15 protein-coding genes are annotated in these 13317 nt (G+C 63.2%); 11 read left to right on the top strand and 4 right to left on the bottom strand.

What is annotated here, in order from left to right:
• Positions 1-4 precede the first annotated feature (4 nt).
• Both cobU and cobO read left to right on the top strand, forming a co-directional pair.
• On the top strand, positions 5-502 hold the full coding sequence (cobU, locus tag NMG80_RS32460) for a bifunctional adenosylcobinamide kinase/adenosylcobinamide-phosphate guanylyltransferase (protein ID WP_436798737.1): 498 nt from the start codon (positions 5-7) through the stop codon (positions 500-502).
• 1 nt (position 503) lies between these two features.
• Entirely contained in the window at positions 504-1118 is a 615-nt protein-coding gene (gene cobO, locus NMG80_RS32465; protein WP_254021894.1) for a cob(I)yrinic acid a,c-diamide adenosyltransferase, read from the top strand.
• 391 nt (positions 1119-1509) lie between these two features.
• Here cobO and cbiB read toward each other — a convergent pair whose 3' ends face one another.
• Positions 1510-2478, bottom strand: coding sequence for an adenosylcobinamide-phosphate synthase CbiB (gene cbiB / locus NMG80_RS32470; RefSeq protein ID WP_254021895.1), 969 nt, complete (start codon positions 2476-2478; stop codon positions 1510-1512).
• Here cbiB and cobD point away from each other — a divergent pair.
• Positions 2477-3517 carry a threonine-phosphate decarboxylase CobD gene (cobD, locus tag NMG80_RS32475; protein WP_254021896.1) on the top strand — a complete coding sequence of 347 codons (1041 nt, stop codon included), beginning with the start codon at positions 2477-2479 and terminating at the stop codon, positions 3515-3517. The genes cbiB and cobD overlap by 2 nt on opposite strands.
• Before the next feature lie 115 nt (positions 3518-3632).
• The gene (locus NMG80_RS32480) at positions 3633-4142 is read left to right on the top strand and encodes a tyrosine phosphatase family protein (RefSeq protein WP_254021897.1); all 510 of its coding nucleotides are present in this window, start codon (positions 3633-3635) and stop codon (positions 4140-4142) included.
• 68 nt (positions 4143-4210) lie between these two features.
• On the opposite strand, the gene NMG80_RS32485 is transcribed toward NMG80_RS32480, so the two are convergent.
• The 3 genes from NMG80_RS32485 to NMG80_RS32495 all read right to left on the bottom strand — a co-directional run bounded on the left by NMG80_RS32485 (position 4211) and on the right by NMG80_RS32495 (position 6128).
• Positions 4211-4735 carry a GNAT family N-acetyltransferase gene (locus NMG80_RS32485; RefSeq protein ID WP_254021898.1) on the bottom strand — a complete coding sequence of 175 codons (525 nt, stop codon included), beginning with the start codon at positions 4733-4735 and terminating at the stop codon, positions 4211-4213.
• 140 nt (positions 4736-4875) lie between these two features.
• Positions 4876-5679 (bottom strand): creatininase family protein, encoded by an 804-nt coding sequence (locus tag NMG80_RS32490; protein WP_254021899.1) that lies wholly within the window; start codon positions 5677-5679, stop codon positions 4876-4878.
• Positions 5680-5744: 65 nt separating this feature from the next.
• On the bottom strand, positions 5745-6128 hold the full coding sequence (locus NMG80_RS32495) for a RidA family protein (RefSeq protein WP_254021900.1): 384 nt from the start codon (positions 6126-6128) through the stop codon (positions 5745-5747).
• A gap of 270 nt (positions 6129-6398) precedes the next feature.
• On the opposite strand from NMG80_RS32495, the gene NMG80_RS32500 reads away from it, so the two are divergent.
• From NMG80_RS32500 to NMG80_RS32530, 7 genes are all read left to right on the top strand, one after another.
• Entirely contained in the window at positions 6399-7403 is a 1005-nt protein-coding gene (locus NMG80_RS32500) for an ABC transporter substrate-binding protein (RefSeq protein WP_254021901.1), read from the top strand.
• 9 nt (positions 7404-7412) lie between these two features.
• Positions 7413-8243 carry an ABC transporter ATP-binding protein gene (locus NMG80_RS32505; RefSeq protein WP_254021902.1) on the top strand — a complete coding sequence of 277 codons (831 nt, stop codon included), beginning with the start codon at positions 7413-7415 and terminating at the stop codon, positions 8241-8243.
• Positions 8230-9081 carry an ABC transporter permease gene (locus NMG80_RS32510; protein ID WP_254021903.1) on the top strand — a complete coding sequence of 284 codons (852 nt, stop codon included), beginning with the start codon at positions 8230-8232 and terminating at the stop codon, positions 9079-9081. Before NMG80_RS32505 ends, NMG80_RS32510 begins: the two co-directional genes overlap by 14 nt.
• Before the next feature lie 241 nt (positions 9082-9322).
• Positions 9323-10624, top strand: coding sequence for a cytosine deaminase (locus NMG80_RS32515; RefSeq protein WP_254021983.1), 1302 nt, complete (start codon positions 9323-9325; stop codon positions 10622-10624).
• A complete protein-coding gene (locus NMG80_RS32520; protein ID WP_436798735.1) occupies positions 10621-12021 on the top strand; it encodes an FAD-binding oxidoreductase in 1401 nt (466 codons plus the stop codon). Before NMG80_RS32515 ends, NMG80_RS32520 begins: the two co-directional genes overlap by 4 nt.
• Positions 12021-12602, top strand: a complete 582-nt coding sequence (locus NMG80_RS32525; RefSeq protein ID WP_254021904.1) for an NAD(P)H-dependent oxidoreductase — start codon at positions 12021-12023, stop codon at positions 12600-12602. Before NMG80_RS32520 ends, NMG80_RS32525 begins: the two co-directional genes overlap by 1 nt.
• Entirely contained in the window at positions 12602-13189 is a 588-nt protein-coding gene (locus NMG80_RS32530) for an NAD(P)H-dependent oxidoreductase (protein ID WP_254021905.1), read from the top strand. The genes NMG80_RS32525 and NMG80_RS32530 overlap by 1 nt, the downstream gene beginning before the upstream one ends.
• Positions 13190-13317: the final 128 nt, after the last annotated feature.

A 13317-nucleotide genomic window follows, 5' to 3' on the forward strand; every position in this document is an offset into this window, starting at 1 on the left:
CAAGCTGACCCTGGTCATCGGCGGTGCACGCTCGGGCAAGAGCGCGCATGCCGAAAGATTGGCGACGGCGTGCCCGGCGCCGTGGGCCTATATCGCCACGGCGCAAGCCTATGACGACGAGATGCGCGAGCGCATCGCGCCGCACCGGGCGCGGCGCGGCGACGGCTGGACGACCATCGACGCGCCGCTCGATCTCGTCGGCGCGATCGAGGCGCTGCCTGACGGCCGGCCCGTCCTGATCGACTGCCTGACGCTGTGGCTGACCAACCAGATGCTGGCCGAACGCGACATTGAGGCCGAATGCCGAGGGCTGGCGGATGTGCTGTCGCGGCCGCGCGGGCCGTGGTTCGTGGTTTCCAACGAGGTCGGCCAGGGCATCGTGCCGGACAATGCGCTTGCCCGCCGGTTTCGCGATGCCGCCGGCCGGCTCAACCAGCAGGTCGCCGCCGTGGCCGATGCGGTGCTGCTGATGGTGGCGGGACTGCCGCTCAAGGTGAAGTGATATGACCGATATCGACGACAGGGACGAAGAACGCCACCGCGCCAAGATGGCCAAGCGCAAGGCGGTGCAGGACGCCGAGGTCGCGGCCAAGACGGTCGAGAAGGGACTGCTGATCGTCAACACCGGCCCCGGCAAGGGCAAGACCACTGCCGCTTTCGGACTGGCGCTGAGGATGCTCGGCTACGGCAGGCGCGTCGGCGTAGTCCAGTTCATCAAGGGCAAATGGCATACCGGCGAGAAGGACGCCTTTGCCGCTTTCGGCGATCGGGTCGTCTGGCACACGATGGGCGAGGGGTTTACCTGGGAAACGCAGGATCTGAAGCGCGACATCGCCGCCGCCGAGGCTGCCTGGGCCAAGGCGCTCGAACTGATGGCCGATCCTTCGATCAGCCTTCTGGTGCTCGACGAATTGAACATCGCGCTGCGCTATGAGTACCTCGATTTGGACAAGGTGGTGGCGGCGCTCAAAGGCCGGCGCGAAAACCTGCATATCGTCGTCACCGGTCGCAACGCCAAACCGGCGCTGGTCGATGCCGCCGATCTGGTCACCGAGATGGGCGTGACCAAGCATCACTTTTCCGCCGGCGTGAAGGCGCAGCAGGGCATAGAGTTCTGAGCCATTGGATATGCGAGGAGCGTGCCCCGCTGGCCGGCAGGCCAGCGGGGTTGCTGTCCCCGGCACTCTCAAGACTTGGGTTCCTCGCCCACCGCGAAGCGGGGAGAGGTGGCCGCGAAGCGGCCGGAGAGGGGGCCTTCGTAGAGCGCGGTTCCCCTCTCCGTCTCGGCTTCGCCGAGCCACCTCTCCCCACATTCGTGGCAAGGAACCCAAGCTGGAATGAAGCCGTGCTCCGGCACACCCCTCTGCCTGCCACAGTTACTTTGTTCTTGCTTTGTGCCGGCAGTTGTGCTAGGTGATTTCTGCATGGTGCTGAGTTACACCAGCGACCCGCCCTTGAGGCGGGTTTTTATTTTTGCCGATCTCGACCGGCGCAGGTCTGGACTGGACGTCACGCTACGATGACGATCCCCGACAGCAAGCCGAACAGTGCTATCAGCAGAAAATCGGCAACCCGATAGAGTCTTAGCGCTCGCCTGATGTCCATGCTCTCGACATCGCGGCGGCCGCCTTCGCCCATGAACGCGTCGTCGACCATGACGCCGTCGTAGGAGCGCGGCCCGGCCAGCGCCAGGCCGAGCGCGCCGGCCATCGCTGCCTCCGGCCAGCCGGCATTGGGCGAGCGGTGCTTTTTCGCGTCGCGCCGCATGGTGCGCCAGGCGTTGCCGGCATCGGCGTCTTTGACGAGGAAGGCGGCCAGCACGATAAGCAGTGCGGTCAGCCGCGACGCCGGCAGGTTGATCAGATCGTCGAAGCGCGCCGCCGCCCGGCCGAAAGCCTCGTGGCGCGGGGTGCGGTGGCCGATCATCGAATCGGCGGTGTTGGCGGCCTTGTAGGCAACGCCGCCGGCCAGCCCGCCGACGCCGATCCAGAAGACCGGCGCGACGACGCCATCGGAAAAATTCTCGGCAAGGCTCTCGATCGCCGCGCGGCAGACGCCGGCTCTGTCGAGCTTTTCCGGATCGCGGCCGACGATCTGCGAGACGGCAACACGACCGATGTCGAGTCCGCCATTGTCGAGTCCGTCGGCCACCGCCTCGACATGCTCGGCCAGGCTCTTCTGCGACAGCAGCGATGTCGCCAGGAGCGCGGTGAGGATCAATCCGGCTGGAATGCCCGCAAGCATGGTTTCCACCGCGAAAGCGATGGTGGCCGGCACCAGCACGATGATCAGCAGCGCTTCGATGCCGCGCCGACGACGGATCGCGTCGGAATCGGTGGCGCGGTTGAGCCTGCGGTCGAGAAAGGATATCAGCCTGCCGAACCAGGTGACAGGATGGCCGATGGCGCCAAGCAGCCAGCTGGGATAGCCGACACCGAATTCAACAAGCAGTGACAGGAAAGCGATCAGGATCGACATGAAGTCTCTTGATGGAGCGGCGGCAGTGGTGGATCACGGCGGAAGCCTTGGCCGGGCGAGGGCGCTTTTTCCGCATGCGCCTCAGCCCTTCGTCGACCTCTCGACCGGTATCAATCCGCACTCCTATCCGTTTTTCGAGCTGCCCGCCACCGCCCTGTCGAGATTGCCGGAAGCTGTGCGCGTCCGCGATCTGGCCGGCGGCGCGGCAAGCGCCTATGGCGCGCCATCGGCGGCCAATGTGGTGGCAGCGCCGGGCACGCAGATTCTGTTGCCGCGTGTCGCTTCGCTGGTCAGCCCCGGCAAGGCGCTAGTACTCGGGCCGACCTATGCCGAACATCAGCGGGCAGCGGCAATCGCCGGCCATGTGGTGACGGAGGTCGACGATTTCGATGCCCTGGCAGGAGCCGACCTTGCCATCGTCGTCAACCCCAATAATCCGGACGGTCGCATCGTCGAACGCAAGAAGCTGCTTGCGCTTGCCGAAAAATTACGCGCCAGAGGCGGGTTGCTGGTCATCGACGAGGCGTTCATGGATGTCGGCCCGTTTGGCGAAAGCCTGGCCGGCGATGTCGAGCAAGGCGGCATCGTCGTGCTGCGCTCCTTCGGCAAGTTTTTTGGCCTTGCCGGCCTACGGCTCGGCTTTGCGCTGGCCGATGCGCTGACCGTCGAACGGCTGGAGGCGCAGTTCGGGCCGTGGGCGGTTGCCGGCCCGGCGCTCGAATATGGCATCCGCGCGCTTGCCGACAGCGGCTGGCAGGCCGAGATGCGTCGCCGTCTGGCCAGCGATGCGGCACGGCTCGATACGCTGTTCGGTCGCTTCGGCGTCGCTGTGGCCGACGGCACAACGCTGTACCGCTATATCAGGCAGTCGGACGCCGCCGCACTGTTTTCGGCGCTTGGCGAGCGCGGCATCCTGCTTCGCCATTTTTCCGGCCGGCCGCATGTGCTGCGCGCCGGGCTGCCGGGCGGCGACGAGGAATGGCAGCGGCTCGAATCGGCTCTTGCCGACTGGGCGCAACAGCGCGACGATGACGCGTAAAGCGCGTCGCATTTGAACGGATTCATGCGATGCGCTTTAGGTTCTTGTTTTTATGCATGTCGTTGTCGCAAAACCGCTGCGCACTTTTGCGCGGCATGCATTAGGAGCTCAGCCAATGATCCATGTCTGTTCGCTGTCTAAGGTCGAGGAAACGGTCGTGAGAACCGGCGCCGAGTGGCTGCTTTCTCTGCTGGCCGCCGGTACCGACGTGACGCGCCCGGCCTCGATCTCCCGGAAAAACCATCTGCATCTGGTCATGCACGATATCGCGGTGGCGCAGGAGGGCATGACCATGCCGGGTGAGGAGCATGTTCGCGACCTGCTCGATTTCGCGCGCCGATGGGATCGTGCAAGGCCGCTGGTCGTGCATTGCTATGCCGGTATCAGTCGGTCGACCGCCTCGGCCTATATCATCGCAGCAGCACTGGCGCCGAAGCGCGGCGAGGTTGAATTGGCCGAGACGCTGCGTGCGTTGTCGCCCACCGCGACGCCCAATCCGCGGCTGATTGCAATTGCCGACGCGCTGCTCGAGCGCAACGGCCGCATGATCCGCGCAATCGAGGCGATCGGGCGCGGCGCCGAGGCCTTCGAGTGCACGCCTTTTGCGTTGAAGATCGACGGCTGATTCTGGTCAGAGGCCTGATCCGTCCCGATCGGGCTGGGCCGCGCTTATTTTCACGGCAGCCGTCCAAGCTATTTGGTGACCCTTTCCATGTATCGCGTAGCCTCCTCCAAGCCCTTCGGTGCTGGTTCGAACGGTTCGCACTCTTGAAAGCCGAACTTGCGGTAAAGAGTGATAGCACTCGTCATGAATGAAATAGCACTCGTCATGAATGAAATTGTCACCAGGTTCACTTTTCGGAACTTGGACTGCTCGATAGCGTCGAGCGCCGTCGCAAGGAGGCGGGCTCCTACGCCTTTTCCTCGTCCTTCCGGACGCACGAAGAGCTTAACGATCTCGGCCACATCTCCATGGCTGACGTGGCCGACGCAGCCCAAGGCGACAGAGCCAATCCGAGCGACGTACATGCCTGTGCTGGGCAAGGTGCACTTTTCCAACAAGCTCGCGGCATCGTCAGAATAGTAGGCGGAAATCACGTCTTCCGACGGAAGACCGTGCACGCCGCATTGTGCAACGTCCCATTGACCCATCTCCGCGATGAGTGCGCGGGCTTCATGGAAGTCAGCAAGCGTCAGTGCCTTTCTGACGACAACCATCGCGCACCCATGGATATGAGACCAGAGACAAACCGCGAGACTTTACTTTACGCATGTTGCGGAAACCAGCGCCATCAAAGTGGGTGTCTGTGTTCAACCTCAAGCGGGGCGTGTGAGGCCCACTTGACCTGAAACAGACCCTACGCCAACCAGTCGGCCAGCTTCGCTTTGCGCACATCCTTCAACAGGCTGATGAAACCGTCGGCTTGATGGTTGGCGGTAATCCTGCCCTTTTCGGCCGTTGCAATGCTGGCGTCGCCGACCACGCCGTTCGGGTTGAGATCGGTGGCGATCCAGGCGAAGGCGTGCGTTCCGGTGTGGCGCAGCAGCGCAAATTCCTTTTCGGCGCGGGCGACGTTGGACACGAAATTGTCGGCCTTTGCCATGTCGACCAGATCCGGCCGGAAATGCAGCATCAGCGAGGTTTCGACATCGCCGCCATGGATGCCGTGGCTATCCTCAAGCTCGGTGTACAAGCCGGCCGGCCGGCCGAAGCGCTGCCAGCTCGTCTTCACCGCCAGCATCTTTGCCCGCACGCGCAATTCTCGGGTGATGATGCCCATGATCTCCTCGTTACCGCCATGCGAGTTGACGACGATCAGTTTCCTGACGCCGGCCCGCGCAATCGACAGGCCAAGCTCGGTCCAGGCGTCGATCAAGGTCGCCGCCGGCAAAGTGAGGGTTCCCGGTGCATGCAGATGCTCGTTTGACTTGCCCACCGCCTGGACCGGCAGGATGCGGATGTCGAGATCGCCAGGCAGGCGCTCGATCACCGTTTCAAGCATGCCGTTCATGATCGAGCTGTCGGTCGAAACCGGCAGATGCGGCCCGTGCTGTTCGATCGCCGCCACCGGGAGAACGGCGATCGTCGCCTCCGGGTCGATGGTGGCGTATTCTGTGGTCCGATAGTCGCCCCACCACACGCGTTTGTTTGCTGCGGTCATGTCATGCCTTTTCGATAGGCTGGCCTCTTCGATGCAGACCTAGCGCGGGAAGGATCGCCTGTCGATCACCCTGCCGCGATGACCTCGATCTCGACCTTGAATTCCGGCCGCGCGAAACCGGATACGATCATCAGCGTCGAAGCCGGCGCCGGGCTGGTGAACAGGCGATCGCGAACGTCCATATAGGGTTTCAGGAAGGCGCGGTCGGTGACATAGGCGTTGATGCGGACGATGTCGGAAAGTCCAAGCCCGGCGTCGCCGAGAATCGCCGCGATGTTTTGAAAACAGAGCTCGGCCTGCGCGCCGGCATCCTCCGGGATCTGATCGTCCGGAGTGATGGCGACCTGGCCCGAACACAGCACCAGCCGCTTGCCGGGCGGCACTTCGACGCCATGGCTGTAGCGGGCAAAGGGCGGCTTGATCGACTTCGGCGTCAGGAATTTGAACATGAAAATCTCCAGTCTACTGCCGGTGTAAAGCCGGATTAGGCGAGCCCTCAAGATGCAGTGCATACTATCAGGGCGATTATGGACAGGCGTTCAAAAAATAGGCACGATGCCGTCGGTTCAGCAGGACCCGTCCGGCCTTGGCGCGCCTCTGTTGCGCAGGCGGGCGGTCCCGGGTGATGGCATGTGTCTTGCTTCTTGAATCGATGGTGCTTGAATCGATGGTGTCGAGCCCGGCGCGCGGCGCGCCGGAGCCAACTGAGGGTGGTGTGGATGGACGGAAAACTCAAGATTTCGGCTGGCGCGATGGTGCTGCTTGCCGCAAGCACGCTGAGTGCGGCAGCAACCGAAAAAGTCACCTTCGGCACCAACTGGCTCGCCCAGGCCGAGCACGGCGGCTATTATCAGGCGGTCGCTGATGGCACCTATACCGCTTGCGGGCTCGACGTGACGATCATGCAAGGTGGCCCGCAGGTCAGCGGGCGGCCGCTGCTGCTTGCCGGCAAGATCGACTTCTACATGGGCGGCAACATGCTGCAGGCCTTCGACGCCGTGCAGCAGGAGATTCCGCTGCGCGTCGTCGCCGCCTCGTTCCAGAAAGAGCCGCAGGTGATCATGAGCCATCCGGGTCAGGGGCTCGACAGATGGGAGGATCTGAAGAACGCGGACCAGTACATTATTGGCGACGAAGGTGCACTGAGCTACTTCCAGTGGATGATCACGGAGTTCGGCTTCGATCCGGCCAAGCGCGTGCCCTATACGTTCAACCCCGCACCTTTCATCGCCAATCCGAAGTCGATCCAGCAGGGTTACGTGACCTCAGAGCCCTTCGCCGTCGCCAAGGAAGGCGGCTTCCAGCCCAATCTGTTCCTGCTCGCCGAGTACGGCTTCGACACCTATGCGACGACGATCGAGACCATGCAGGCGACGATCGACAAGCGGCCGGAGGTGGTTCAGTGCTTCGTCGATGGCTCGGCCAAGGGCTGGTACAACTATCTCTACGGCGACAACGCTGCCGCCAACGCGGCGATCAAGAAGGATAACCCCGACATCAGCGACGAGCAGATCGCGTTTTCGATCGAGCAGATGAAGAAATTCGGCATCGTTGATTCCGGCGACACGGAAAAACTCGGCATCGGCGCGATGACCGACGCGCGCATCCAGAGCTTCTATGACAAGATGGTGAAGGCCAAGGTCGTGCCGGCCGACGTCGACATCAAGAAGTCCTACACGCTGGCCTTCGTCAACAAGGGCGTCGGGATCGACCTGAAGAAATAGTACCCGGGCATGATGCAGGAGAAATTGGCGCAAGCGCCGGCAAGCGCATCGGGCAAAGGTCCGATGCTGCTGGCGCTGCGCGGCGTCGGCAAGGTCTTTTCCAACGGCGTGACAGCGCTCAGCGACGTCGACCTGACGATCCGGGAAGGCGACTTCCTCAGCCTTCTTGGCCCGTCCGGCTGTGGCAAGTCGACGGCCTTGCGCCTCATCGCCGGTCTTGCAACGCCGACCTCCGGCCTGCTCGACTGGCGCGGCAGCAGCGCCGCCGATCGCTCTGACATCGGCTTCGTCTTTCAGGAACCGACGCTGCTGCCGTGGGCCGATGTCTTCGACAATGTCTGGCTGCCGCTGCGGCTGAAGGGCGTGTCGCGGGCCAAGGCTGCGCCTGTCGTGATGGAGATGCTGGCGCGGGTTCACCTGACCGGCTTCGAGAAAGCCGTGCCGCGCGAATTGTCCGGCGGCATGAAGATGCGCGTCTCGATCGCCCGCGCCATGGTGACCAAGCCGCGCGTGCTTTTGATGGACGAGCCATTTGCGGCATTGGACGAGATCACCCGCTTCAAGCTCAACAACGATCTTCTGGAACTGTGGCAGGACGAGCGTTTCACCGTCGTCTTCGTGACCCACAGCGTCTTCGAAAGCGTTTTTCTCTCCAACCGCGTCGTCGTCATGGCGGCGCGACCGGGCCGGGTCTTCAAAGAGCTCGCCATCGATGCCTCCTATCCGCGCAACGAAGCCTTCCGCACGTCGCCCGACTATGCCGCGCTCTGCCGCCAGGCGTCCGATGTGCTGATCGGCGCCATCAACTCAACCGCCGGACCGCATTATGACGGCCATTGAAGAGCACGCGCTGACGCTCGATCCAGAGGAGGCGCGTCGCGTGCGCCAGGAGCGGCTCGAGCGGATCGGCCGATGGCTGCTGCCGCTGGCGATCATGGTCCTGGCGATCTGGCTGTGGGACCGCATCTGCATCTGGAACGACATCCCGAAATATATCCTGCCGCGCCCCGCTGTGGTGCTGCAGACGCTGTTCGACGATGCCGGGTTGCTGTTCTCCTCGCTGCTGGTGACGCTCAGGATCACCTTCCTCAGCCTGCTTCTGGCCGTCATCGGCGGCGTCGGGCTGGCGGTGCTGTTCGCGCAATCGAAATGGGTGGAGATGTCGTTCTTCCCTTTCGCCATCGTCCTGCAGGTGACGCCGATCGTCGCGATCTTTCCGCTGATCAACATCTATGTCGACAACCAGACGACGAAGCTTCTGCTGTGTGCCTGGATCGTCGCCTTCTTCCCGATCCTGTCCAACACGACGCTCGGCCTCAACTCGGTCGACCGCAATCTGCGCGACATGTTCAGACTTAACGGCGCGACCCGCTGGCAGCAATTGCGCTACCTGCGCCTGCCGGCGGCGATGCCCTATTTCCTCGGCGGGCTGAAGATCGCCGGCGGCCTGTCGCTGATCGGCGCGGTTGTGGCGGAGTTCGTCGCCGGGGCCCAGGGACAGTCGTCGGGGCTGGCCTCGCGCATCATCGAGGCCGGCTACCGGCTCAACGCACCGCGGCTGTTCGCGGCGCTGATCCTGATCTCGTTCACCGGCATTGTGATCTTCCTGGTGCTGTCGCTGATCTCGCATCTGATCCTGCGACGCTGGCACGAGAGTGCGCTGAAGCAGGAGCGGTGATGGTGCTGTGTGTTCAAGGCAAAAGCTGCCGGTCGTCCATCCCGGCGTTAGCGCTGCCCCTCATCGCCCTGCCGGGCACTTCTCCCCGTATAGAGACGGGGAGAAGGACGCCTTCATCGACGGTTTCGCCAATCACCGGCGTTGCTGAAAGTATGCCACGGTCGCGGCCGGCCCCTTCTCCCCGTCTCTATACGGGGAGAAGGTGCCGGCAGGCGGATGAGGGGCAGCGATGACCTCAGAAATGATCCCCGAGTCCGGCCAATTCGTACTTTCCAACGTCCGGCTTCACGCATCACTGACGCCGGGATTCTCCGCTTCCTATGACAGCGATGGGTTTGCGCTCGCCGACATCGCTGTCGCCGACGGCAAAATCTCCAGCATTTCCGCGCGCGGCCAGTCCAATACACCGGCGGGCGCCGTCGACCTCGGCGGCCGCATCGTCATGCCGTGCTTCGTCGACTGCCACACGCATATCGACAAAGGCCAAATCTGGCCTCGAAAACCCAATCCCGACGGCACCTTCATGAGCGCGCTGAACGCCACCGGCGCCGACCGTGCTGCCCGCTGGAGCGCCGAGGACGTCGCTCGCCGCATGGATTTTTCGCTGCGCTGCGCCTACGCGCACGGCACCAGGGCTTTGCGCACCCATCTCGACAGCGTCGCACCGCAGGAAGAGATCTCCTGGCCGGTGTTCGAGGCGGTACGGGAGAAATGGCGTGGCCGCATCGAGCTGCAGGCCGCCTGCCTGCTCGGCATCGAAGGCGTGCGCGACAAGAAATGGTTCGAAAGCCTGGCCAAACGCGTCGCTGCGGCCAACGGCGTGCTTGGCGTCGTCACCTATATGCTGCCGGACCTGGAAGAGCTTCTCGATCGGGTTTTCGCGCAGGCGATCAAGCATGGCCTCGACCTCGATTTCCATGCCGACGAGACCGACGACATCTCGGCGATCTCGCTGAAGAAGATCGCCGAGGCGGCCCTGTGGAATGGTTTTGAGGGAAACATCCTCGTCGGCCACTGCTGCTCGCTGGCATGCCAGCCCGATCTCGACGTGCTCGACACGCTGGACAAGGTGGCGAAGGCGGGGCTCGCCGTGGTGTCGCTGCCGATGTGCAATCTCTATCTGCAGGACCGGCGCGGCGACAACACCACGCCGCGCTGGCGTGGCGTGACGCTGCTGCACGAGATGAAGGCGCGCGGCATTCCAGTCGCCGTCGCCTCCGACAACACCCGCGATCCGTTCTACGCCTATGGCGATCTCGACATGCTGGAGGTCTATCGCATGGCGACGCGTATCCTGCATTTCGATCACCCGGTCGGCGACTGGCCGCAAGCGGTGACTTCGATGCCGGCCAAGGTGATGCGGCTCGACGGTTTCGGCACGCTTGCCGCAGGCGGTAGTGCCGACTTCGTCGTCTTTAGGGGGCGGAGCTGGACGGAAATGCTGTCGCGGCCCGAATCGGATCGCATCGTGGTGCGTCATGGCCGCGCCATCGAGCGCCAATTGCCCGACTATGCCGAACTCGACGATCTGATGGTGCGATGATGGATCTGGCTGCGCTCAAACGCGATCTCGACGGTCTGAAGATCGACGATCATCCGGCGATCGTCCAGCAGAAGAGTCGCGATTTCTACTGGTACAGCCCGGTGCTGAAGCAACAGCTCGACCATGTCACCGGCGACCTGATCGTGACGCCGAAGACGGAAGTCGAGGTGGTCCGCGTGCTTGCCGCGTGCCACCGGCATGGCGTTCCGGTGACACCGCGCGGCAGCGGCACCGGCAATTACGGGCAGGCGATGCCCTTGTCCGGCGGCGTCGTGCTCAATCTCGCCGAGATGAACGCAATCAAGACGATCGCGCCCGGCCGCGTCGTGACCGGTCCCGGTGCCGTCCTCGCCGACATTGACAGGGCGACGCGCGCGCATTCCGGCCAGGAGCTTCGGATGTCACCATCGACCTATAATACCGCTTCGATCGGCGGTTTCGTTGCCGGCGGCTCGGGCGGCATCGGCTCGATCCGCTGGGGCGGGCTGCGCGACCTCGGCAATGTCATTCGGCTTAAGACCGTGACCATGGAGGCAGAGCCTCGCATCATGGATCTTAGCGGCGAGGAGGTGCTGAAGGTGATGCATGCCTACGGCACCAACGGCATCATCACCGAGGTCGAGATGCCGCTGACCGCATCCTACGACTGGATCGATGTCATCGTCGGCTTCGACGAGTTCATGGATGCGGCCGGCTTCGGCAACGATCTCGCCATTCAGGACGGCATTCTGGTGAAGCTGATCACGCCGATCGCCGCGCCGATCCCTTACGATTATTTCAAGCGGCACAAGAAGTACTTCCGGCGCGAGCAAAGCATCGTCGTTTGCATGATCGCGCCGCATGCGATGGACGCCTTTGTCGCCCTCACGGCGCGCAGCAAGGGCGAGATCGTCTTTCGCGCCGACAAGGAGGCCGATCTTAGGGGTTTGCCGCCGGCCTATGAGCTGACCTGGAACCATACGACGCTACGTGCCATCAGGGTCGACCCTGATATTACCTATCTGCAGACCCGCTATCCCTCGCCGGATCACCTCGCTTACGTCAAGGCGATGATCGACCGCTTCGGCGACGAGGTGCCGGTTCATCTCGAATTCATCCGCTTCGACGGGGCGATCGGCGTCGCCGGGCTGCCGCTGGTCCGCTTCACTACGGCCGAGCGCCTCGACGAGATCATCCGCATCCATGAAGACAATGGCTGCTGGGTCTTCAATCCGCACCGCTACACGCTGGAAGAGGGCGGTATGAAGCAGACGGACGAGGTGCAACTCGCCTTCAAGCGCGAGACCGATCCGCAAGGGCTGCTCAATCCCGGCAAGATGATCGCCTGGGAAAACCCGGACTACGACTATCGCTCGGGCAAGTCGTTCCTGTTCAAGGGGTTGCAGAAGGCGGGGTGATGAACGTGCTCGTGCTCTATGCCCATCCGGTCGAAACCAGTTTCAATGCCGGTTTGCACCGGACGATCCTCGAGCGGCTGACGGCCGCCGGCCACGGCGTCGACGACTGCGATCTCTATGCCGAGAATTTCGATCCGCGGCTGACGCTGGCCGAGCGGCTCGGTTATCACGACGAGCGCGGCGCCGGTGATCCGGCAGCGCCCTATGTCGAGCGCCTGCTGAGGGCAGAGGCGCTGGTGCTGTCGTTTCCGGTGTGGAACTACGGCTATCCGGCCATCCTGAAAGGCTTTTTCGACCGCGTCTTCCTGCCCGGCGTGTCGTTCAAGCTGGTCAATGGCAAGGTGCAGCCTTCGCTGCACAACATCCGCAAGCTGGCGGCGGTAACCACCTATGGCGGCAGCCGGCTCCAGGCCATGCTGATGGGCGACCCGCCGCGCAAGCTGGTCAAGCGCGTGTTGCGCGCCACGGTCAAGCCAGGTGCCTCCGTGTCCTATCTCGCGCATTATTCGATGAACCTGTCGACCGATGAAACGCGCAAGAGATTCATGGCGAAAGTCGCCGCCAGCATGGATGCCTTCTGATGCGGGTCCTGGTGGTTTATTGCCATCCGGTTCCGGAAAGCTTTTGCGCCGCGATCCGGGATAGTGCCATCGAGGTGCTGAAGGCGAGAGGCTGGGAGGTGCGGCTGCTCGACCTCTATGCGGAAAATTTCGATCCGGTCATGGGCTGCGACGAGCGACGCTCCTATAATGAGCACGCCCCGCAGGATCTGGCGCTCAAGTCGCATATCGAAAATCTCAACTGGGCCCAGGCAATCCTCTTCATCTATCCGACATGGTGGTACGGGTTGCCGGCAATGCTGAAGGGCTGGCTCGACCGGGTCTGGGCGACCGACGTCGCCTTCCGACTGCCGGCCGGCAAGGGACGGATCCAGTCGCTGATGAGGCATGTGACGAAGATCGGGGTGATCACGACCTGCGGCGCACCGACCTGGTGGAGCGTCGTCGTCGGCCAGCCGGGACGCAAGACAATCCTGCGCGGCATGCGGGCGCTCTGCGCCACCCGCTGCAGGACGTTCTTTCTGGCGCACTACCTGATGGATGCGTCGACACCAAAGACGAGGGCGGCGTTTCTGGAGAAAGTGCGAATGAAGTTGGCACGGTTTTGATAGATGAGCGTCCTCTCCCCGTTCACGGGGAGAAGATGCCGGCAGGCAGATGAGGGGCAGCGTCAAGCTTGCAAAACTTGTGCCGCCCCTCATCCGGCCCTTCGGGCCACCTTCTCCCCGTAAACGGG

Origin of the sequence: Mesorhizobium escarrei (assembly GCF_935825525.1) — a bacterium.
Lineage (GTDB): Bacteria > Pseudomonadota > Alphaproteobacteria > Rhizobiales > Rhizobiaceae > Mesorhizobium > Mesorhizobium escarrei.